Annotated in this window: 16 protein-coding genes; 6 read left to right on the forward strand and 10 right to left on the reverse strand. The window is 60.4% G+C overall.

Translation table 11 applies throughout. The features are described 5' to 3' along the window. Window positions 1-76: 76 nt before the first annotated feature. Both M1R55_RS26320 and M1R55_RS26325 read right to left on the reverse strand, forming a co-directional pair. Window positions 77-391: a hypothetical protein gene (locus tag M1R55_RS26320; RefSeq protein WP_249395943.1), complete on the reverse strand. Its 315-nt coding sequence runs from the start codon at window positions 389-391 to the stop codon at window positions 77-79. After that, window positions 388-2,118 carry a PhoX family phosphatase gene (locus M1R55_RS26325; RefSeq protein ID WP_249395944.1) on the reverse strand — a complete coding sequence of 577 codons (1,731 nt, stop codon included), beginning with the start codon at window positions 2,116-2,118 and terminating at the stop codon, window positions 388-390. The genes M1R55_RS26320 and M1R55_RS26325 overlap by 4 nt, the downstream gene beginning before the upstream one ends. Window positions 2,119-2,927: 809 nt before the next feature. Between M1R55_RS26325 and M1R55_RS26330 the strand changes: the two genes are divergently transcribed. Continuing rightward, a complete protein-coding gene (locus M1R55_RS26330; protein ID WP_249395945.1) occupies window positions 2,928-4,754 on the forward strand; it encodes an NPCBM/NEW2 domain-containing protein in 1,827 nt (608 codons plus the stop codon). Window positions 4,755-5,031: 277 nt separating this feature from the next. On the opposite strand, the gene M1R55_RS26335 is transcribed toward M1R55_RS26330, so the two are convergent. Further along, on the reverse strand, window positions 5,032-6,333 hold the full coding sequence (locus M1R55_RS26335) for a replication initiator protein A (protein WP_249395946.1): 1,302 nt from the start codon (window positions 6,331-6,333) through the stop codon (window positions 5,032-5,034). A gap of 668 nt (window positions 6,334-7,001) precedes the next feature. Here M1R55_RS26335 and M1R55_RS26340 point away from each other — a divergent pair. Further along, on the forward strand, window positions 7,002-8,009 hold the full coding sequence (locus M1R55_RS26340) for an SDR family oxidoreductase (protein ID WP_249395947.1): 1,008 nt from the start codon (window positions 7,002-7,004) through the stop codon (window positions 8,007-8,009). Window positions 8,010-8,082: 73 nt separating this feature from the next. On the opposite strand, the gene M1R55_RS26345 is transcribed toward M1R55_RS26340, so the two are convergent. Further along, window positions 8,083-9,135: a DUF475 domain-containing protein gene (locus M1R55_RS26345; protein ID WP_249395948.1), complete on the reverse strand. Its 1,053-nt coding sequence runs from the start codon at window positions 9,133-9,135 to the stop codon at window positions 8,083-8,085. Window positions 9,136-9,440: 305 nt separating this feature from the next. Beyond that, window positions 9,441-10,016, reverse strand: a complete 576-nt coding sequence (locus M1R55_RS26350) for a TerD family protein (RefSeq protein WP_249395949.1) — start codon at window positions 10,014-10,016, stop codon at window positions 9,441-9,443. 273 nt (window positions 10,017-10,289) lie between these two features. Between M1R55_RS26350 and M1R55_RS26355 the strand changes: the two genes are divergently transcribed. Then, window positions 10,290-12,569, forward strand: coding sequence for a UvrD-helicase domain-containing protein (locus M1R55_RS26355; RefSeq protein ID WP_249395950.1), 2,280 nt, complete (start codon window positions 10,290-10,292; stop codon window positions 12,567-12,569). 19 nt (window positions 12,570-12,588) lie between these two features. On the opposite strand, the gene M1R55_RS26360 is transcribed toward M1R55_RS26355, so the two are convergent. Further along, window positions 12,589-12,978, reverse strand: a complete 390-nt coding sequence (locus M1R55_RS26360) for an SCP2 sterol-binding domain-containing protein (protein WP_249395951.1) — start codon at window positions 12,976-12,978, stop codon at window positions 12,589-12,591. Between the two features lie 179 nt (window positions 12,979-13,157). Between M1R55_RS26360 and M1R55_RS26365 the strand changes: the two genes are divergently transcribed. The 3 genes from M1R55_RS26365 (at window position 13,158) to M1R55_RS26375 (ending at window position 16,913) form a co-directional block, all read left to right on the forward strand. After that, window positions 13,158-13,454: a hypothetical protein gene (locus tag M1R55_RS26365; protein WP_249395952.1), complete on the forward strand. Its 297-nt coding sequence runs from the start codon at window positions 13,158-13,160 to the stop codon at window positions 13,452-13,454. Between the two features lie 128 nt (window positions 13,455-13,582). After that, a complete protein-coding gene (locus M1R55_RS26370; protein ID WP_249395953.1) occupies window positions 13,583-14,602 on the forward strand; it encodes an imelysin family protein in 1,020 nt (339 codons plus the stop codon). A 13-nt stretch (window positions 14,603-14,615) separates the two neighbouring features. Continuing rightward, window positions 14,616-16,913 (forward strand): FTR1 family protein, encoded by a 2,298-nt coding sequence (locus M1R55_RS26375; RefSeq protein ID WP_249395954.1) that lies wholly within the window; start codon window positions 14,616-14,618, stop codon window positions 16,911-16,913. 75 nt (window positions 16,914-16,988) lie between these two features. On the opposite strand, the gene M1R55_RS26380 is transcribed toward M1R55_RS26375, so the two are convergent. The 4 genes from M1R55_RS26380 to M1R55_RS26395 all read right to left on the reverse strand — a co-directional run bounded on the left by M1R55_RS26380 (window position 16,989) and on the right by M1R55_RS26395 (window position 20,988). Then, window positions 16,989-17,270 carry a thioredoxin fold domain-containing protein gene (locus tag M1R55_RS26380; protein WP_249395955.1) on the reverse strand — a complete coding sequence of 94 codons (282 nt, stop codon included), beginning with the start codon at window positions 17,268-17,270 and terminating at the stop codon, window positions 16,989-16,991. Continuing rightward, window positions 17,263-18,285, reverse strand: a complete 1,023-nt coding sequence (locus M1R55_RS26385) for a ribonucleotide-diphosphate reductase subunit beta (RefSeq protein ID WP_249395956.1) — start codon at window positions 18,283-18,285, stop codon at window positions 17,263-17,265. The genes M1R55_RS26380 and M1R55_RS26385 overlap by 8 nt, the downstream gene beginning before the upstream one ends. Window positions 18,286-18,434: 149 nt before the next feature. Further along, a complete protein-coding gene (nrdE, locus tag M1R55_RS26390) occupies window positions 18,435-20,522 on the reverse strand; it encodes a class 1b ribonucleoside-diphosphate reductase subunit alpha (RefSeq protein ID WP_249395957.1) in 2,088 nt (695 codons plus the stop codon). Beyond that, window positions 20,506-20,988, reverse strand: a complete 483-nt coding sequence (locus tag M1R55_RS26395; RefSeq protein ID WP_249395958.1) for a class Ib ribonucleoside-diphosphate reductase assembly flavoprotein NrdI — start codon at window positions 20,986-20,988, stop codon at window positions 20,506-20,508. Before M1R55_RS26395 ends, nrdE begins: the two co-directional genes overlap by 17 nt. Between the last annotated feature and the right edge of the window lie 139 nt (window positions 20,989-21,127).

Genomic DNA, 21,127 nt, shown 5'->3' on the forward strand with positions numbered 1-21,127 from the left:
ATATTAATTCCGCCTAAAAAATACAGTGAAACATAAGACGCCGTACCCAAAGGCACGGCGCCGGAGAATTGAGTCTTTAGCGGTTTGCTTCCAGCCAGCCCCAGTCTTCCAGGTAGGCCCGGAAGTCGGCCAGCAACTTGGCGGCTTCGGCTTGTTCGGCTTCGGGCAGGCTGCGCGTCCATGCTTCGCCAGCAGCGGGAGTGTAGGCCAGCAGCGGCGCAGGCTCGCCCAAGGAGGCGTCAAAGGCTTCCAGTAAGTCTTCGCGGCGGGCCTTGAGCCAGGGCGTTTGCCGGGTCAGTTCGTTCAGGTAGTCGTCGGCAGCGTGCATCAGCAGCGGCGTGCGGCCCACGATCCACGGCGCTTTGGGTGTCGGGGTAGAGCCTGCCGTCATGCCCGCCAACCGGGAAAGCCTTCGATGGCGACCAGGGTAGGGCGCGGCACGTTGCTGCCGGGTTTAGCCGCAAAGTTGGAGCGCAGCTTGTCCATGCTCTCGCTGTCTTCGCCGGGGTGCTGCACGGCCAAAAACAGGGTCTTGCCGTCGGGCGAGAACACGGGGCCAGTCAGTTCGGCGTCCACTGGCCCGATGGCGAAGCGGTGCGCTTTGCCTGCGCTGGGGCCTTCGGTGGCAAAGAAGAACATGGCGTTGTTGCCGTGGTAGCCCTTGATGGGGTTGCTGGCAAGGTCGCTGTTGTCGGTGACCATCCACAGGTTGCCGTAAGGATCGAACACGAGGTTATCGGGGCTGGCAAACCCGCTCTGGGGGCCGCCCACCGCGAAGACTTCCCACAGGAAGGAGGTGGCCGTCCAGTCGTCGCCGTTCTCCCGGAACTTCACGATCTGCCCAAAGTAGTTGCCGTGCTTGGCGTTGTTGGTCAGGGCCACGTACACCTCACCCGTTTTGGGGTGAATTTCGATGTCTTCGGGACGGTCTACAGGCGTGCCGCCCAGGGCGAGGGCGCTGGCGCGGGCGTCAGCCAACACGTCGGCCTGGTTGGCAAACAGGGCCTTGCCGTCAGTGCCTTTGGCGTCTTGCAGCTTCTTGTTCTTGTCGTAGTCCAGCAGCACCCAGCTGCCGTTACCAAAGTTGGCCACGTACAGGTCGCCCTCGGTCAGCAGATCGCGGTTGGCGGCGCGGTTGGCGGGGTCGTATTTGCCCCGGCTCACGAACTTGTACACGCAGGCGTCCTGCATGTCGTCGCCCATATAACCCACCACGCGGCCGTCTTTGGCCACCGTAATGGCAACATTCTCGTGGCGGAAGCGGCCCATGGCAGTGCGCTTCTTGGGCATCCACGCGGCGTCAAAGGGATCGATTTCGGTGACCCAGCCCTGATGCATGGCCTCGTAGCCGCTGCCTTCCCACGATTTCTGGTAGCCGTCCACGTTTTCCTCGCAGGTCAGCAGCGTGCCCCACGGGGTCTGTCCGCCTGAACAGTTGCCCACGCTTCCCTTGACCATCGTCGCTCCCTTCACGGCGGCGCTGCCCCGTGCCGGGCCAGTGAGCTCAATGTCAGTCAAGCCATCGATGCGACGGTTTCGAGGGTCCATGACCATTTTCCACTCGCGGCCTTCTTTGCGGACACGTACCACACTCACGCCGACGGCCTTCATTTCGGCCTCGATCTGGGCCGGCGTGCGGTTTTTGGTGTCGCCCCCCACGAACATAGCGTTCGCGTATTCATGGTTGATGGTCAGCAGGGCTTCGGTGCTGCTCATTCCGCCTTCCAACATATCGATCGGAAAATAGCCCACATAATCGTGATTGAAGCCGATTTCGCGGCCACCTTCGGTAAACACTTCTCCCCAAGAGGCCACAGTCTGAAAGCGGTAGCCGGTAGGCAGCGTGATGGTATCGGCCCGGCCCGTCGGGATGGCGCGGAAGGGCGGCACGGTGCGGGGATTGACACTTTTGGGATCGACGGTACTGACCGGGCCGCCGTTGTTGGCTGTGGCCTCGGCACTGCTAATAGTCACGGGCAGCACGACAGCAGCAGCTGTAGCCACAGCGCCGCCAATCGCTCCACGGCGCGTCAGCTGACGGTCGAGCAACCGGTGCCAAAAGCTCTGCTCTACAGCAGGAGAAAGCGCGTCGCTCTGGGGCGGGACATGATTCGTCATAGGGGCAACTTAGAATCGGCGGGTCAGCTTAAGGTCAAGTCCTGCCGAGGCAAGTCAGGTTGGGCTGTGGAGTATGGAGAGGGCGAGAAATTGACAGCACGAGACGCAGCAGCCTGCGCCAACGAGCAAACAAACTCATGCCGGACTCCGAACAGCCTTTGTACGGAAAACAAGCTGCAAAGGAACAGGCCTTACCGGATGCGGCACCATTCACCTTGCTCATGAGTTCTCATCAAATTGATTAAGTTAGGTAGATGTGATTTTTTTCATATAGGCCACATCTATCCCCAAATTCTCATAGAGAAACATATTTTAGGCATCCAGGGTTGACCGACGAGTCTATCAGTGAACATCTCTACTGGACATGGCTTAAGACTTTCTGTCTGATGGGCCCAGCTGAAAGCGGCTATTCCCCTTCAAGCGAGCGGACGTCACATAAGTGACGTCCGCGTTGAATCTCCAAAAAACAGTAGAGTCATTTATGTTAAAAAGGTGAGGAAGAAATGTAACTACTATGAACAATCTTAGAGGTCTTGTGAGAAGTGAAAATCTTCAAACTTTCTTTAGCAAGTTTTAACAGAATCCTTTCATTAACTTTCGTTAACTTGTTCTTGGCCTGAGATCAGATGGTCTTAGGCGGCGAAGCGAATTGACCTTTGCCAGTCGGTTGGGCAGCGGCCTGAGCGATCTCAGACCTGTGCCGCAGCGAAGCCCTGTACCCCAAACGGTTTCAAGTAGACCAACATTCTTCAATCGGCGGTGCCGAGCTACACCGTCGACCTATTTTTTCTTGTCGCCAGGAGACTCCCATGTTACTGACTGATTTCCTACTTGCCCGGATCATCCAGCGCCCTCTACCGCTTGGGTTGACGCTGCTGACGCTGGGCCTGTCAGCCTGTAATTCTGATTCGGGTAACACGCCCACCGCCCCCGCTCAGGCCACCGCCCCAACATTCGTGTACGACGGGCAAGATCATTCTTGGACAGGCACAGCCGCCACTGGACTAACGCTGTTGGCTCTTGATCCCGGCGACAATACGCTCAGCAACGAGTCTTGGACGGCGGCGACCAACGGCTGGGGGCCAATCGAGAAAGACCGCAGCAACGGCGACAAGATGGCGGGCGATGGCAGAACCCTGACAGTGGCGGGCGAAACCCATGCCCGTGGATTCGGTGTCCACGCGGGTTCCAGCATGACCTTCACGTTGGGCGGTAAATGCACCACCCTCACGGCAAAAGTCGGCCTAGACGATGAGGTAGGCGACCGGGGCAGCGTGGTCTTTCAGGTCTGGAACGACACCGCCATCAAACTCTACGATTCCGGCGCGGTGCGCGGTACAGACGCAGCCAAAGGCATCAGCGTGAACGTCAGCGGCGTCCAAAATCTGCGCCTCGTGGTTACCGATGCGGGTGACGGCATGGATTACGACCACGCTGACTGGGCCAGCCCGATCCTGGCCTGCTCCTCTGTCGCCCCTGCACCCGTCGCACCTGCACCTGTGCCCCCCGCCGCCCCTACCGAAATCACCTACAGCGGGCCGATTGTGATTACCAAAGGCGGCACCTACTCGGGCAACTGGGAAAATACCCTGCATAAGCCTGCGGTGTTGATCCAAACCAGTGAACCCGTGATCATCGAAAATTCCAACATTCGCAGCCGGGGCAACTTGATCAGCGGCTTTGCCAACCGCCTCACTGTCCGCAATACGCGCGGCTACGCCCTGAATCCCAACGTTGCAGGCAAGGCCGCAGGCCGGGCCGTCAACGCCGAAGAATTCCTGAACTTGCGCGTTGAAAACAGCTATTTCGAAGGGTCCACCGGTATCTATGCCCGGGCTTTCCGGGGCAATGCAGCGGCCGGTGACACCATCAAGATTTTGCGCAACCGCTTCAAGAACACCGATGGTCGCCTTAGCGACGGGGCGGGTGGCTACAACGGCAGCCACTGGGTGGTGCAAGCGATCTTGTTCAACGACGTCAAACGCTTGCCGAACGTGGAAATTGCGTGGAACGAGATCATCAACGAACCCGGCAAAAGCCGCACCGAAGAGAACATAAACTTCTACGTCTCCAGCGGCACGCCTTCCAGCCCCTTCCTGATCCACAACAACTACATTCAGGGCGCGTATGGCATGTCGCCCAGCACCGATACGACCTATGCCGGAGGCGGCATTCTGTTGGGCGATGGGAAAGTGCTTAACCCCCTGGATTCTGGCTATGCGCGGGTCCATGACAACCAGATCGTGGGCACGACCAACCACGGCATCGCCATTGCCGGTGGAGTCGACAACCAGATGTACAACAACCGTGTCCTGTCCAGTGGCCGGATGCCGAATGGCCAGCGCCTTCCAGCGGCCAACGTGGGCCTGTACGTGTGGGATCCGACTGGAGCAGGCAAATTGTCGCCGGCCACCTTCGCTAACAACCGCATGGACAACAACGTAGTGGGTTGGACACGGGTGGCCGCCGACGGCAACACTAGCAACAACCCGACGTGGTTTCCCAACTGTGGGTTGAACACCACCACCTGCGTGGGCAACCAGAACATTGGCACCGTGACTCTTGAGATGGAGAAACAGGAATTCACCCGCTGGCAAGACAAACTCAGCGCCAGAGGCGTCAAGGTTGGGCCATAAAACTTTTTTAAGTTGACTTTGGGTTGATGAGGGGCCAGAGCCGTCAAGGTACTGGCCCCTCAACCTTGCTCACCTCACTAAAACTGCACCCATTCGGGACACCAGCCGAAGGGTGACTTTCTATTGTGGCGCACCTCACCAGATCTAATATGCCCGTAAAGGCTCTCTCTGGGGTCTCCAAGGCTTGCTGCTTCACTTCTCGCACTCCGGGCTAAGTCAATACCTCTGAGCGGCATTCTCGTCGCTCGGAGAAGAAAGTCTCCAGAACAAATATCAATCAGGCCGACAGGCCCGTCAATGCCTGCACCAAATCCACCAGATCTCCCTTGCCCCTGACCGCAGCAGCCAAGCGTTCCACGGCGGTAGCGTCGAGGGTTTCCAGCGCTGTGAGGGTTTCAGCATGGGGTGGGCGGCCCAATTTCACGCGCAACATGGAGCGCACCATGCCCAACGACTCCTCACGGCTGAGCGGCAGCAAGACCGGCTGTTCCTCACGCTTGGTTTGGGCTGTTCCTGCCTTCCCAGACGGCCCTTGAGCCTGTTTGGGCAACACATCGTATTTTTCGGGATGGCGGACGGCATCGACCAAGGTGGCTGCCACAGAGCGGGGTTTGTAACCAGTTTCCAGACGCTGCTTGACGGCCAGCACCGCGGTGCGAATGCGTTCGGGATGATCGGCCACCAATGCTTCGGCCACTGGGCGGCTGACTTTGAGGGCCGTCAACAGTTCCACCAATTCTGGATCGACTTCGCCCTCGAAGGCGTAGGTGATGCGCTGGCTGTCGCCCGAGCCGTCATAAGACACGTTACGGAGGTACTTGGCAGCGATCAGGTGGGCATGTGCGCCGTCCAGGGTGCGCCGGACGTTGTTGGTGCGCTGGCCACTCAGGCCCGTTGCTTCCCGCCACGCCGCGATGATCACAGGAAGTTCACGGGCCAACGAGCCGTCGTCACCGACTCGGTGGGCCTGCAACACGCGGTACAGGCTGCGGGCGGTGGGCTGCTTCAGGTCGCTGAGCAGCTCAGCATCCAGAATTTGATAAAAGCCCTCACGGATCGATTGGGCGAAATGACGCGAAAACGTGACCCGCAGTGGGGCACTGCCCACAATCGCGCCGCCTGCACCGCTGGCACTCAGGCTGACGTCGTGAACGGAAATTCGGTCGATCAGGCGGTTGGTTTCGGTCATACCCCTGAATTTGCCGCCCTGCTGGCGGGAGACGCGGGTCAGCCAACTCACGCCTTCCAAGCGCAACAAACTCTCTCTGAGGCGCACATAAGCGTTGCCACGTGTCCCCAGTGGCGTAAGTTGCAGCAGGCGGTAAGCCGTACACACCACCGTGTCGTCTTCAGGGCAACCTGCTTCAAAAAATAGGGTTTGCAGCGCCAAAAGCACGTCTGGGTCGACTCCATGTGGCCGTCCACGCGAAGCCACGCCCTCGACGTAAAAGTGCCGATCCCCAATGTTGAAGGTCGTTTCCCAGCTTTGATCGTCCCCGATATCACGGTTCAAAATGCTGAAGACGCCGGAGCGGGCGAGGGTCAGCTCGTTGATGAGGTGTTCGTTGCCCTGCGTCATGATTGATGATTATAGGTATTTTTAAAAGCTTTTAAAACATATGAATGCATCATCAAGCGGGGGGCAGTTTTGCGTGTGGGTAAGGGTTTTTTCGGCTTTTTGACTCAAAGGTAGCGTGCTTTACCCCCCTTTTTGACTCAAAGTTAGCGATACTTTGACTCAAAGTTAGCGATAGCATGACTCAAAGTTAGCGTGCCTTTTTGGCCCAAAAGACTCAAAGTTAGCGATGGTAGTTTTCCGACTTTGACTCAAAGTTAGCGTGCCTTTTTGGCCCAAAATGACCCTTTTGACTCAAAGTTAGCGATAGTCGGTAGCTAACGTTCAGTACGAGGTTTTTTGTGTTTTGACTCAAAGTTAGCGATAGAGGCGACTCAAAGTTAGCGATAGTGAGCTAAAGGCGCACCGAACCATCCATTGGGATGAATAAAATGTCATCAACTAATTTATGATAAATATTCTGCTATAAGCGAAGCAAATACCCTGGCATTTCGCCCATCAACTTGTTCAAAACATGGGCGTTTTCTTGAGCAGAATGAAGCCTTATAGGTCACTGCATTCAACAAGAATTGGTTTTTTGTCCCTCAAATCTTTAGAAGGTGGGGTGAACTGGCATCCAAACCGCTTGACAGCCGCACCCTCTAGGTCAGATCAAGTGCAGAGGGGAAAATATGTCTAAGACACTCAAAAAACTTAATCAGCAGGTGATGGTCATTACGGGGGCGTCGAGTGGCATTGGCCTCAGCACAGCGCGGATGGCTGCAAAAAAAGGTGTGCGGTTGGTGTTAGCGGCCCGCAGTGAAGGGGCGCTGAATCAATTGGCCGACGAGATCGTGCAGGCGGGCGGGCAAGCTGTACCTGTGGGAGCCGACGTGAGCCGGGAAGAAGATATCCAGCTCATTGTGGAAGCCGCGCGGCAGGCGTTTGGAGGCTTCGATACCTGGGTCAACAATGCGGGCGTGGGCATGTACGGCAAGCTGGAAGAAGTCTCCGTAGACGACATGCGACGCCTCTTCGAGATCAATTTTTGGGGACAGGTATACGGTTCACTGGCTGCAGTCGCCGAACTTAAAGCTAAAGGTGGGGCACTCATCAATGTGGGCAGCACCGTCTCCGAGCGGGCCATTCCGCTGCAGGGCATGTACAGCGCCAGCAAACACGCCCTCAAAGGGTTTACCGACGCCCTGCGGATGGAACTGGAAGCCGAAGGCGCACCTCTTTCGGTGACGCTGATCAAACCTGGCCCCATCGATACGCCGTTTCCATTGAATGCCCGTAACTATCTGGACGCCGAGCCGCAACATGTGCCGCCTGTATACGCTCCGGAAACGGTGGCCCGCGCCATCCTGCATGCCGCCGAGCATCCTGTTCGTGACGTGTTTGTGGGGGGCGGCGGCAAAGGTATCGCTGCATTTGGGCAACTTGCACCCGGAGCCACCGACCGGGCGATGCGCGGTTTTGTCATTCCGCGCACCAAGAGCGAGAAACCGCCTTTGCCCCGCGCTGCCAACGCTCTTGAGTATCCGTCGGAGCGATTGGCGGAGCGCGGCGATTACCCCGGCCACGTGAAGGAAATCAGCGTCTATACCAGAGTTGCACAAACGGGCCTGCTGCGTGGCGCTGTTCTGGTGGGCACAGGCTTGGCGGGTTGGGGGCTGTGGCGGTCTTCTCGCAAATAGACCCTACATAGAAGGAAAGGGCCAGAGATATGTTGCTCTCTGGCCCTTCCCTTGCTCGTGTTTAATTCGGCGGCTACGCCTTAGTTGACCCATCCATCGCTTCCTTGCGGTTGGCCCGGATACTCGACCAGATCGACAAGACGATGAAACCCACGCCGATGAGTCCGGTCAGCAGTTCGGGGATGTGGATGTTGCGGTTCATGTGCAGCAGCATGATGACGGCCAGCGCCAAAATGCCGTAATGCGCCCCGTGTTCGAGGTAGCGGTACTGCGTCAGGGTGCCCTGATGCACCAGATACAGCGTCAGCGAGCGCACGAAGACCGCGCCGATAGCGAGGCCTGCCGAGATGATCACGACTTCTTTGGTGATGGCAAATGCGCCGATCACGCCGTCAAGCGAAAAGCTGGCGTCCAAAACTTCGAGGTACATGAACGCTGCGAAGCCTGCCGCGCCCGCTTTGGCGGCCATGTTGTCGGCGTCAAAGAGGTTGCCGAGGGCGTTCATGGCCAGGTACAGCAGCAGACCAATCATTCCGGCACTGAGCGCGGTCAGTTGCTCGGCGGGAGCCACCGACAGATTGGTGATCAGGAGCAGTGCCCCGCCCGCAATGATGGCCTGCACGGTGTCCAGCTTGCCAATGCCCGCAAGACGGCGTTCGAAGCCCGCCAGCCAGTGCTCGTCCTTGTTGGGATCCATCAGGTAATTCAGAGCCACCATCAGCAAAAAGACGCCGCCGAACGCGCTGATCGCCACTTCGGACTCTTCCAGATATTCGGCGTAGCGGGCCGAATCGTTGAAGGCAAGGCTGGTCACTTCGCCGAAGCTGAGGCCTGCCGTGATCGCCACAATCGCAATCGGGAAGATCATCCGCATGCCGACCACAGCAATCAGAATGCCCCAGACCAGAAAACGCTGTTGCCATTTGGCCGACATGTTTTTCAGCACCGACGCATTGACCACCGCGTTATCGAAGCTCAGGCTGACTTCCATGACACCGAGCACGACGGCGATCAGGAGGAAATTGAGGGCCACAGCGATACCGCCGTTGCTGAAGCCGTACCATGTAGCCAAAATCAGCGCGATGGCTGTAACGCCGAATGCAAAACCAAACTCTCTTTGAATCACTGTCTACCTCTGGGAAGGGGGGCGAAAAGAAGGGCGGGTGCCAGCAAAGATGCCCCCATCTTTGTGACCAAATGGGCGGGCAGGCGCGGATCAGACAACCCTTTCAAGTCCTGCGCCTGCCGTGCGGGGCAAAGAGCGCCCGGTGCAACCAGAAAACTATGCCCTAAATTGGCGGGTCATGGGACGTGTGGCGCACGTTTGGTCACTGGGATTGGTTACTGAGGCAGGCACTCCCGCCCCAACACCAAGTGACACAAAACACCCACCCGACGCGACCTGACCGGGTAGAGGACAGGCCAGGGCGGTTAAATGTTTACGCCGTAATTGCGGGCCACCGGAGCCAATCCGCCCGCGTAGCCCTGCCCCACGGCGCGGAATTTCCATTCGTTGTTATGGCGGTAGATTTCGCCGAAAATGACGGCGGTTTCGGTGGAAAAGTCTTCTCCGAGATCGAAGCGGGTCAGTTCCTGCCCGGTGTCTTCATTGGCAATCCGGATAAACGCGCCGCCCACTTGCCCGAAGCTTTGGTGGCGCACGTCGGCCTGATCGATGGTCACCGTGATGGCAATTTTCTGAATGTCGGCAGGCACGAGCGTCAGGTTGATCTTCATGCTTTCGTCGTCGCCGTCGCCCTGCCCGTCACGGTTGTCTCCGGCGTGCTTGACGCTGCCCTCGATGCTGGACAGTTGGTTGTAAAAGATGAAATCGTGGTCGCCGCGCACCCGGCCTGCGGCGGTCAGCAGGAAGGCCGAGGCGTCAAGGTCAAACTGTTGGCCGTCGGTGGAGCGGGGATCCCAGCCCAGCCCGACGTGAATGCGTTGCAGGTTGGGAGCTTCTTTGCTCAGCGAAATGTTGCCGCCCTTTTGAAGTGAAATACCCATGACGCTCCTTGTATCAGAGAAAGTGGATAGAGAGGCGCAAACTTGATGGTGGAGCGGGTCACAACCAGTGGTCTACCCGTTGGCCCGCCCAAAGTTTAGGACATGACCTGCCCGAACTGGCGCGTAAAGACAGTCCCCATCTGAAGCTCATCTGAAACCCGCCCCGCCATCTTTTTGACAGATGCTCTAAGGTAGGCTCGCCTTGCTTCCCTTCCTGCCTACCAACCTCTGCGCCGCCGCTCTGTCCTTCCCCACTCGCCCCCCGGAGCGCCCATGACCTACGTGACCCGGCAGGGAGAAACTCTGCGTACCACAAGCGCCAAGCCCCGGCCCATTCCAGCCCAGTTCACGCTGCAGCAGCGCGAGTTTGTAGAGGCGGTGCGGGCCAGTGGGCGGCATCTGGTGCTGCGGGCCACCGCCGGAAGCGGCAAAACCACCACGCTGACAGAAGCCGCCTGGCACCTGGGTTCTGAAAGTGGGGGTTCTGACGTGAAGGGCGTCTATTTTGCCTACAACAAGCATTCCGTAGAAGCGGTGGGGCCGCGCCTGCCGCCGGGCATTCGGGCCAGTACGCTGCACGCTTACGGTCGGCGGGTGCTGTGCGGGGTGCGCGGGCCGCAGATGGCGCTTGACAATGACCGGAGTTTGCGGCTGGCAGAATTGGTGTATAGCTCGGAACCCGTGTCGCGGCGGCAACTGCGCGGGGCGGCCCGCATGTGGGATCTGGCCCGCGAATACGTGCTGAACGAAGATTCTCACGATGATGATCTGGTGGCGCTGGCGGCGGACGCTGAGTGGCCCGAAAACGACGGCGTGGCGGGCCTCCGGCGGGTCTTGCGGGCTTTCCGGTATCACAGCATTCAGGACTGGCACGCGGGCGGCTTGCCCGACTTCACCGACTTTTTGTGGCTGCCGCTGGAATTGGGTCTGGGCCGGGGAACGCTGGGCGCTGCACTGGTAGACGAAGCGCAGGATTTGACGCCGCTGCGTCAACGCTTTGTGACGCATCTGCTGGGGCTGGAATCAGGGGAAGCTCAAGAAGCCCTCCCCACAGGCCGGTTCATCGCAGTGGGCGACCCGGAACAGGCGATCTACACCTACGCCGGGGCCGATCCGCGTGGGCTGTGGCGCCTGGCCGAGCGGCTGAGCGCACAGGAGTTGCCGCTCAGCGTGTCGTTCCGCTGCCCCGTAACGCATGTGGCACTGGCCCGCACTGCCAGCGAATTCATTCAGCCTTCGGGGGCAGCTCAGGCAGGCACGGTGGAACATGTGGCGGCAGACGCGGCCCACTATGGGCGCGGCGACGTGGTGCTGTGCCGCCTGAATGCCCCGCTGTTGCGGCTGGCGCTCTTGCTGATGACCCGCCACATCAGTGTGAATATTCGGGGCCGCGACTTGGCGACCCGGCTGGAAACGGCGGCCCAGGAAGCCTTTGCTGTGCCCGCCGACGAGGAAGCCGTGCCAGACCGCGTAGCTGCCCTGTATGAGCGCCGTGCGAGGCCGCTGCAATACCGCGCCGGCGAGGGTGACCGGGCAGCCAAGAAAGCCCTCGGTGAGCTGAACGACCTCTGCTCCTGTCTGCGGCTTCTGGCCCTGCGTGCGGCGGCCTCAGCAGGCGGGAAGGCCACCCTGAGCAGCGTTTCGGGCGTGTTGCGCGGCCTGTACCGCGAAGATGCCGACGTGCTGCTGTCCACCGTTCACCGGGCCAAAGGGCTGGAATGGGAGCGGGTCACGCTGCTGTACCCCGAACAGATGCCCATGCCCTACGGCGACCCCGAAGAAGAACGCTGCGTGCTGTTTGTGGCCCTGACCCGCAGCAAACGTGAACTCCGGCTGGCGTATGGGCCGGGCGCGTGGGAGAGCGGCTGGCGGCTGGAAGCGCCGGAGGGATGGCAGCCGGAAAGTGGGCCGTCCACCTCGCCTCAGCCTCAGCCCGCGCCGCCGCCTATCTTCTCTTTTCCCCCTCTGGCTCCTCCCCTGCCCTCCGCATTGGTGCTGCCGCCCAAGCCGTACCGCCTCCCTGTTACTAGGCCGCTTCCTGCTGTGCCGCCCAGTTCCGCTGCCCTGACCGAACATGCCCTGCGCGTGCGTGCCGTGCATAGGCCCGCCACGCTGGAAGACCTGCGCCCCTACCCGCTGTACAGCGGGCAGGCCAACCTACCGGTGGCGGTGCTGGCGGCCCGCCTGGAGGTACTGCGCCAGGATGCCCGTCCCGCGTTGTCAGAGTGGGCGGGGGCGTCGTTGGCGCTGCTGCGGGATGTGCAGAGCCGCAGCGTGTATCTGGATGTGATGCGGCTGGCACAGGTAGAACGGGCTGCGACGCGGGCGCGGTTGGCCATTCCACTCATGCAGCCCCTGACAGCCGAACAGGTATGCACAGTGGTGTTTGGAGAACACTTTGCCCGTCTGCGCCCCGCCCAAGTCAAGCGGCGTGGCGAGCGCAACTGGCGCGTAGAACTGGACGGCGAGGCCCACGCCTTCGACCCCCGCACTGGAGAACTGCTGGGCACGCCGTTTGCGCCCTTTGCTGTGCATCTGCGGCTGGAACGCTAATGCTGTGCTCGTCCTGTGCTCAGCCCTGCTGCACCAATCCCCGGTAGGCTTCCTGCATCACTTTCAGGCTGGGCGACAGGGCGAGTGCTTGCACCAATGACCCCTGAATGCTGAGTTGGCCCGCCATCATCGCCTGCACCGGGTTCACTTCTCCCTGCCAGAAGGCGTGGGCGATGTCGCCAGCGATTTGAAAGGTCAGGTCACTGGGTGCGGTCTTGGCCTCGTTGCCACTGGTGATGCTTGCCGCTTGCCCGTTGCTGCCGTCCACCCGCACTGCCACGTCTAACGGCAGAAACAGGAAGGTCACAGAAAGGCGCTTCTTCAATACAACATCTGTCTCTGGGCTGCTATGAACCATGTTAAACACTTGCACCAACCGCTGTTCCAATTGTGCGGCGTCGTTTGTCATGGACAGGTCAGTATCAGTACGCACGCTCTCACGTAATATCAATCAGCCTGGCGTCTTTGTATTATTTGTGACTTTAGTTGGCATTAGGCGTCCTCTGTTTATGCGTGAAGCCCTACATATTCAGTCCAGCTTCCAGAGTCAGATAACGGGGCACAAAGATCTGGACAGGAGGAACGACTATGAACGAGCAACTTCAGCAGACTCTTCAGGCACTTCAGGGCGGACTCACGGGCATTGACGCCAGCACGGCGGCCAGCAATGTCACCTCATGGCACAAGACGCTGGACGGCGTACCCGGCGCGGAAACGCTGGTCAGCCACCTCGCCCAGCTGAAGGCCTGCCTTGAAGGCGGCGACCTGCCCGGCGCAGCGGCCCTGCTGCCCGGCCTCGGCAGCGAAACCGAAAAGCTCGCCTCCGCCGCGCCCGCCGCCGACCAGGACGGCCTGCACCAGTTGGCCTCCGCACTCAAAGGCTAAACTCATTTTCTGGTGAGCCAGTGCCAACGCTTGGCTCACTTCCAGCAGCGTCCAATACGGAAAGTTTGGGCGCTGCTTTTTTATTTCTAAACTTGACTTGATCGGTCGGATTAGTTCACTATCAGAACATGAAACGCACGATTGGTCTCCTGACTCTCGCCCTGTACAGTTCTGCACAGGCTGCCACGCTGGACGGCGTGAAAACCTATCTGGGCGGGAAGCTGGCCCGGCAGGTGGTGGGTACGCAGGCGCTGACCAAGGCCGCCGACGCTTATTACGCACTGGCAAAAAGGGCCAAGTTCGAGTACCGCGTCCTCGCCAAGAACCCGGCCACCCGCGCCGCCGTGCAGCAGGCCCGTGCAGGTTGGAGCGCCGCCAGTCCCGCCTACGAGGACATCGAGGGCATCGTGGCGGGCGTGGAGCAACTGAGCCAGTTCGACGTGATTCTGGATGCCGGAACCAGCGGTACGGAAGGCGGAGAGGACGTGGTTCCCTTCGATCTGAAGCTGCCCAACGGCATAACCTTGCCCAAACCCGGCAACCTGTTTGGCGTCAACGAGGGCACGCTCTGGGGCACAGTCAAGGCGTTTGGCAGCGGCGTTTCCTTTGATATGAACGGCAACGGGAAGATGGATTTCGGCGACCAGTTGCCCGACGCGAACGTGCTGAAGGCGGCAGCGGCAGAACTGCACGCGCAAACGCTGCGGCTTCAGGCGGCGGCCAAAGCTTGGCGGCCCACCCGTGAAGACGTGTTCGGTGCCTTGGTCGGCAACGTGCCCACCGTCGGCCCGGTCTTTTTTGAAGACTGGAAATCCAGCCCCTTTGTGCTGGGGCAGGCCAGCACCCGCAAAGATTTTGTGGTGATCTCGCGCATGGCTGACCTGCGGGGCAACGTGAGTTCGTGGCAGGCCATGTACGCGGGCCTGAGCGCCGATGTGAAGGGCAAAAATGCCGGACTGGACGGCCAGATTACGGCGGGTCTGAATGAATTGGCGAGCTTTGTGGGCAAACTGGTGAGCCGCGAGCAGACGCGCCGCTACAGTCCCGAACAGGCCGAAGCCCTCCAGCGCGAAGCCCAGAACCGCGCCACCGTCATTACCGGGCGCATCACGCAGGCGGCGGCGTTGCTGGGCGTCAAGGCGCAGTGAACGGGGGACTGCAGTGAAAGGCTGGGTGATCGGGGTGGCCCTGCTGGGTTCCGCCCACGCCACTGACTTGGCCACCCCCGCCGAAACGGTGCGGGCACGCTTAGCCGATGCGGGGCTGGAAGTCAGTTTTGACCGCGTGGAAGCGGCCCGCTTGGTGGGGGAAGCCCTGCAGAGCTTTGCCACCATCGCGGTGCCTCTGCGGCTTGCCGATGCCGCCGCCACCCGCAAGGTAGAAGCCGCGCTGAACGCCGCCGCACAGGCCGCCACCGCCGGAAATGAACCCGCGTTGGCACAGGCCCGCGCCGGGGCATGGACGGCCCTCCTGCGCGCCGCCAACACTGCGCTAGACGCGAATGTGAAGGCTGGAAACGCCGACGCTGCCCGCGAGTGGCTGGCGGTGCGTGAGTTCCGGGTGGTCAGCCCCCTGACCCGCCTCACTGCCGACGCGACGGACGCCCTAGAAGCCTTGGCCGCCGGACAGATCCACCCGGAGGCAGCACTGAATGCGGTACGGGCTGATGTGCTGGACGGCTATCAGGCCCGCTTCAACGACGCCTTGCGCGACCTGGTAGCCTCACAGGAAAGGGGATTTCGCACGCTGGCTGCCGAACAGCAGGCTTTGGCACAGGGCTATTTCCAGCTGTTGCGCCCCGCCTACGCCGCGCAACGGTCTGAGGCCCAAGCTCTGGCTCTCACCGCTGAACTGGCGGCCTTGCCTGCCTCGCTGAGCCGTGTTCAGGCCGCTCTGGAAGGCTTCCGCGCCGCGCCCCTCAGTGACCGAGAGGTGCGGGCGCGGGCGTCTCAGGTCACGCGCTTTCTGGCTCTGGTTCCGGTGGAATATGGGCGCGGCGTGAAGCTGGACGGGAGGCAGGCTGTGGTGGCGCAGGAAGTGGAAGTCAACGAGGCCCGCACCTTTCTGGCCGGGTCTACCGCTGCGTTGGCCGATATAGCGCCGCTGCTGTCCGACCAAACTACCGCCCGCCGCCTGAGTGCCGGATTCGCGTCTCTGACCGCTGCCCTGACGCCGCAGACCATGAAGGCCGCTGTGTTGCCGCCCGCCGACCTGAGCCGCCGCGTAGACGCCCTGCTGGCCGACACCCGCGCCGCCCTGCCCGCCGACTGGCAAAAGCAGGAGGCGGGAGCCGATCTGGACGTGGTGCGGACCCAGTTGGATGCCGTGGTGGCCGCTGCCGCTGCCGGAGATTGGCAGAGTGCCGAAACGGCCCGGCTGGACGCCTACGCCCTGCTGGAAAGCGGCACCGAAGCCCGAATCGCCGTGTTCAACCCTGATCTGAAAACCCAGTTGGAAGGCCTGCTGTGGAATGCCCAGAAGCCTGCGGGGCTGGCCGCCCTGATCCGGGCCAAAGCCTCAGAGAGCGAATTTAAGACCACGCGTGCCGCACTGCAAGGCGTGCTGGCCGATGTGGCCCGCATTCTGGGCACCGAAGTCGCCCCCGCCGCAGTCGCCACCAACGCCGGAATCATCGTGTTCCGCGAAGGGTTGGAAGCTGTGCTGATCCTGGCCGCCCTGATGGGATCGCTGCGCCGCGCCGAGGTAATTCATCTGCGCCGCCCGATGTGGGTGGGCGCGGCAGCGGCGTTTGTGGCCACCGCCGCGACCTGGTTCGTGATGCAGCAAGCCCTCAGCCTGTTGGGCCGCTACGGCGAAAAACTGGAAGCCGTGGTTAGCCTGATTGCCATCGGCGTGTTGCTGCTGATCATGAACTGGTTTTTTCATCAGGTGTACTGGACAGACCGGATGGCCGGTTTCCAGAAGCACAAGCATGAGCTGACGCATGGCGGCGGGCGGGCCATGCAGGCGCAGTGGTGGGGTCTGGCCGTGCTGGGCTTTACCAGCATTTACCGCGAAGGCTTTGAAACGGTGCTATTTTTGCAGTCGCTGGTGCTTCAGGCAGGCGCGGGGGCCGTGCTGGGCGGCACGGCGCTGGGGTTGGCTGCGGTCATCGGCGTGGGCGTCTTGGTGTTCCGGTTGCAGGCCAAACTGCCCATGAAAAAGCTGCTGGTGTGGACGGGCCTGCTGATCTGCGCCGTGCTGGGCGTGATGGTAGGCAACACCGTGCATACGCTGCAACTGGTGGGCTGGCTGCCCGTGCATCCGCTCCCCTTCGAGTTGCCGGGTGCGGCGGGTCTGTGGCTCGGTCTGCACGCCACCTGGGAAGGCGTGGTGCTGCAAGTGGCCGCAATGCTGGCCGTGGTGGGCAGCTTCTACGCCGCCGAAGCCCTCAAGGAACGCGAGCTGCGGGCCAAGCGGGGCGAGGGCGCGAGTCTGCCGGGATCGGCACTGCCCTGAGAAGATAGGTAGGGAGAGGCGGCCAGAGTTAAGATGCTCTGGCCGCCCTTCTTTTCTTGGCAAAGTCCCCATGGCTCAGCCCTGCGTTAGAAACGCTTTGACCTCGCCCAACCCGCCTGTATTCAGCAGCACCCGGCCACTGGGCAGATGCAGCAGCGCAGGCGTAGTCTGAATGCCGTACTGCTCTACCAGGGCACTGAACTCCTCGGCCTGCTCCTGTCGGTGAATGGCCCGAATCTGGGGGCCAAATTGCCCGCGCAGGGGTTTGTCCAGCATCAGCTTCAGGCGCTCGCACTGGGGGCAATCGTTCTGGGTCAGCATGACAAACGGGCGGTTTTCTGTGGCAAGTTCAGTCATTGGCGACCCCCGCCATCACCGGGAATCCGCCCGACCAGAGGGCTTCCACGTCGGCTTCGGCCAGCGGCTCTATGCTGATTTTGCTGTAGCTGTTGCCCTTGGCGCTAAAAAAGTCGTGCGTGGTGCCGTTGGTGCGAATTCCGTTCCGAACAATGGGATTAATTTCTTCATCGTCGAAGGGCCGCTCCAGGTTCAGGTTGTCGGCCAGCACGTTGAAGTTAAAGCGAATAAACCGCTTGACATCGGCGACTAAGCCCACGCCCGCGTACAAGACCTCGCTGTAGGCGATCTCGTTGCGGTACAGCGTGTGCAGCGTGTGGCTGTACCAGGCGCGGGCATACGCTTGCTCGGCCTCGTCCATCGCCTCGAATTTTTCCTGTGCCAGCATCGCCACGTACACGCCGTGTACCGCCTCATCCAGAATAATCAGGTTAAAAATCTCGCCTGCAGCCACCATGCGGCCCTGCCCGGCCAAGTACAGCGGATAGAAGAACCCGGAATAAAACAGCGCCGTTTCCAACATGCACGACACAACCATCTTTTTCCAGAGGCCCAGATTGGATACATCTGGATCGTTGAACACGTCCTGCACGAAGCCGATTTTGAATTGCAGGTGTGGCTGGGTGCGAACCCACTCGAAAATGCCGCGTTCCTCGTTGCTGGTCAGGAACGTCTTGTTCATCAAACTATATGACCGGGCGTGTATATCTTCCATCATGCCCTGAAATTGCAACACCGCTTTTCGAATATGACCGTCAGTCAGGTGCCTGAGTGTGGGCATCCCGACCTCGCCCTGCAAGGTGTCGAGCGCATTCAACCCTGCCGAAGCGTGCATATACGTCCAGCGTTCCTCGTCGCCCAAAGCCTTCCACACCAGCGCGTCGTTGCTGAGTGGAATTTCTTCGGGGAACCACAACTGAGAGGTGTATTTTTCGTAAAACGTGGTGGAAAAGCTGTCTTCCGGCTCGCTCCAGTTGGTGGCGCTAAACGGTGTGCGGTGCGTGGTGGTGGGCATGGGGACTCCTTTGGAAGGTCAGGATCAGCGCATTTGTCAAAAGAGTTGTTTGCTTTTGACCGAACGGAGTGAGTGAATTTAAGGGAGCATTTGGGAGAAATGGAAGCGTCAGAGGTCTTTTTTCTGACGCTTCCATGCTCCCAAATGCTCTAAATCGCGCAGCTCAGGCATTCGTCGATGCTGGCTTTGCGCATTCGTGTGTAGTACAGCGTTTTCACGCCGCGCAGATAGGCCGCGATGTAGTAGGCCTGCAGGGTGCGCGTGGAGGCGCTGCTGGGCACGAACAGGGTGCAGGAAATCCCCTGATCCACGTGCTTCTGGGCCATTGCCACCGTGTCCAGCACCCGGCGCTGATCCATGTCGTAGGCTTCTTCGTAAAACCATTCGGTGTCGGCGCTGAGGTGCGGCATCGGGTAGATCGTGCGGGCCTTGTTGCTGGTGCGCGTTTCCACCTTTTCGGTGATCGGCATGATGGAGGCCGATGCGTGCGACACGTAGCTGATGCTGCCTGTAGGAGCCACCGCCATCACGAAGGAATGCGCGAGGCCGTGCGCCTGAATATCGGCCACCAACTGTTGCCAATCGGCGCGGGTGGGCAGGGCGTGGCCCTCGAACAAGGCGGCGATGTCGGCGGTGTACGGCACGAAATCGCGCTCCAGGTACTGGGCAAAATGTTCGCCCGACTGATAGCGGCTGCCCGTAAAGCCCCGGAACACGAACCCAGTATCGCGGGCGAGTTCCATGCTGGCGCGGCGGGCGTGGTAATGCACGGCAGCAAAAAACACATCCACAAATTCCAGCGCCTCAGGCGAGCCGTAGATCAGTTCGTGCTTGGCGAGAAAGGAATGCAGGCCCATCGCCCCCAGCCCAATCGAGCGCATCTCGTCGTTGGCCCGCTTCACGGCAGGCACTTCATGAATGGCGGTGGAGCGGGCCACGTTGTCCAGCATCCGCACGGCAGCGCCCACCACGCGGCCCAAGTCGCGGCTCTGCATCGTCTGCTCAATCACTAGTGACGCCAGATTGCACGACACGTCCAGCCCGATGCGGTCTTTGCTTTCCTGTCCGTAGGCGTGGAAATAGCTGGGCAGGGTGGGCTGCAAAATCTCGCTGCACAGGTTGCTCATTTTGATAGAGCCGACGTTGGGAATCGGGTTGGCGCGGTTGGCGTTGCCCTCAAACAGCAGGTAGGGGTAGCCACTTTCACCCTGAGTGACGGCGATGTCTTCCAGAATACGCCGCGCCGACACGCGCTTTTTGCGGATGCGGGGGTTGTCGGCCAAGGTTTGATACTCGCTGCTCCAGTCAATCGACGTAAACTCGCGCCCGGTTTCCTGATGCAGCGAGTGGGGGTAGAACTGGAAAATATCCTCGCCTGCCCGCACTTTTTCCATGAAAATATCGGGGATGGTGGCCCCCACCGACAGGGTTTTCAGGCGGGCGTCCTCATCGGAGGCGATCTTTTTGGCATTCAGGGTGTCCTGAAAATCGGCGTGCATGACGCTCAGGTAGATGGCCCCCGCGCCCGGCCGCTGCCCCGCCTGATCGGCGTAGCGCAGCATGTTGTCCAGCATTTTCGCCACACCCATCACGCCTTTGGTCACGTTCTGAATGCCCCGCAGCGACTCGCCCCGCGCCCGCAGGTTGCTCACTTCTACGCCGATACCGCCGCCGCCTTTGCTCAGCTCGGCCACAAAGCTCAGGGTTTTGGTGATGGAGTCCAGATTGTCGGTGCAGTCTTGAAGCAGGAAGCAGCTCACGAGGCGGCCTGTGTTGGCCTTGCCGGAGTTCATCAGCGTGGGCGTGGCGGGCGTGAAGGTCTGGGTAATCAGGTGGTGAACGAGTTCCAGCGCCTCTTCCACGGTTTCGGAACGGGACAGCGCCGTCATGCTCAGGCGGTCTTCGTAGCGTTCCAGCCAGCGCGTGCGGTCAGGCGTCATGGTGGCGTATTCGGAGTAAAACTTAAACGCGCCCATGAACGCCTTGAAGCGGAAGCGGTAGCCATACGCCCGCTCGAACACGGCCTTCACCTCGTCGGGCGTATAACGGACAAATACGGAAGCGTCCCATACGCCATGCTCGGTCAGATAGCGAATTTTCTCGGCCAGGTCGTGAAAAAAGACCGTATTCGGATTGACCTTTTCCTGAAAGTAGGCTTGCAGGGCGTCGGTGTCGAAGCGCGTGTCGACGACTGTGCCCGCCAAAATCTTGTTGTTCAGTTCAATCCAACGTTCCATACGCGCTCCTTGGTTTTGAAAGGCCAGTGGGCCGGGCCTGTACGTTCATGCAGTATTCGGCCAGCCACGCGGCTACCGTCTGACGGTCTGACGCGGTGCCGGCCTTATTGATCCGTGCCACCAACGGCACGCCGTACCGTCCCGAAATCAGGTCGCCCGCCCGCCCAAAGTTTGTGCCCCAATGAAAACTGCCGCTTGCTACGACTCCGCGCAGGCCTACCGCATGATCGGCCAGAAAGCGGGCCGTCGTGTCCGGCACGCCGCCGGAACCAAAGGTGTAGGTCATCAGTAAGAAGTCGCCGCTGGGAACGGCTTTGCGTAAATCCAGCACCTCAAAATGTTTGCCCGCTGCGCCCTCTGCCAACGCCTGCACGCCCGCAGCGAAGCGGCGCACATTGCCCGTCATGGACTCGTACAGAATCTGGACTGGAGCCGGAGGAAGAAGAAAAGACGGATCGGCGGGCAAGGGTGGGTTCTCCGGATGGCAGTAGGGCGGGGTCTACCTCTTGCAGGAGGTAGTCGAGTGGGATCAATAGGGCATGGGCTGAGAATCTGACCCTACAGAGTCAGTTTTGCTTTGACCAGAGAGCAGTTAGCGGCCTTCG

Source organism: Deinococcus sp. QL22, assembly GCF_023370075.1.
Lineage (GTDB): Bacteria > Deinococcota > Deinococci > Deinococcales > Deinococcaceae > Deinococcus.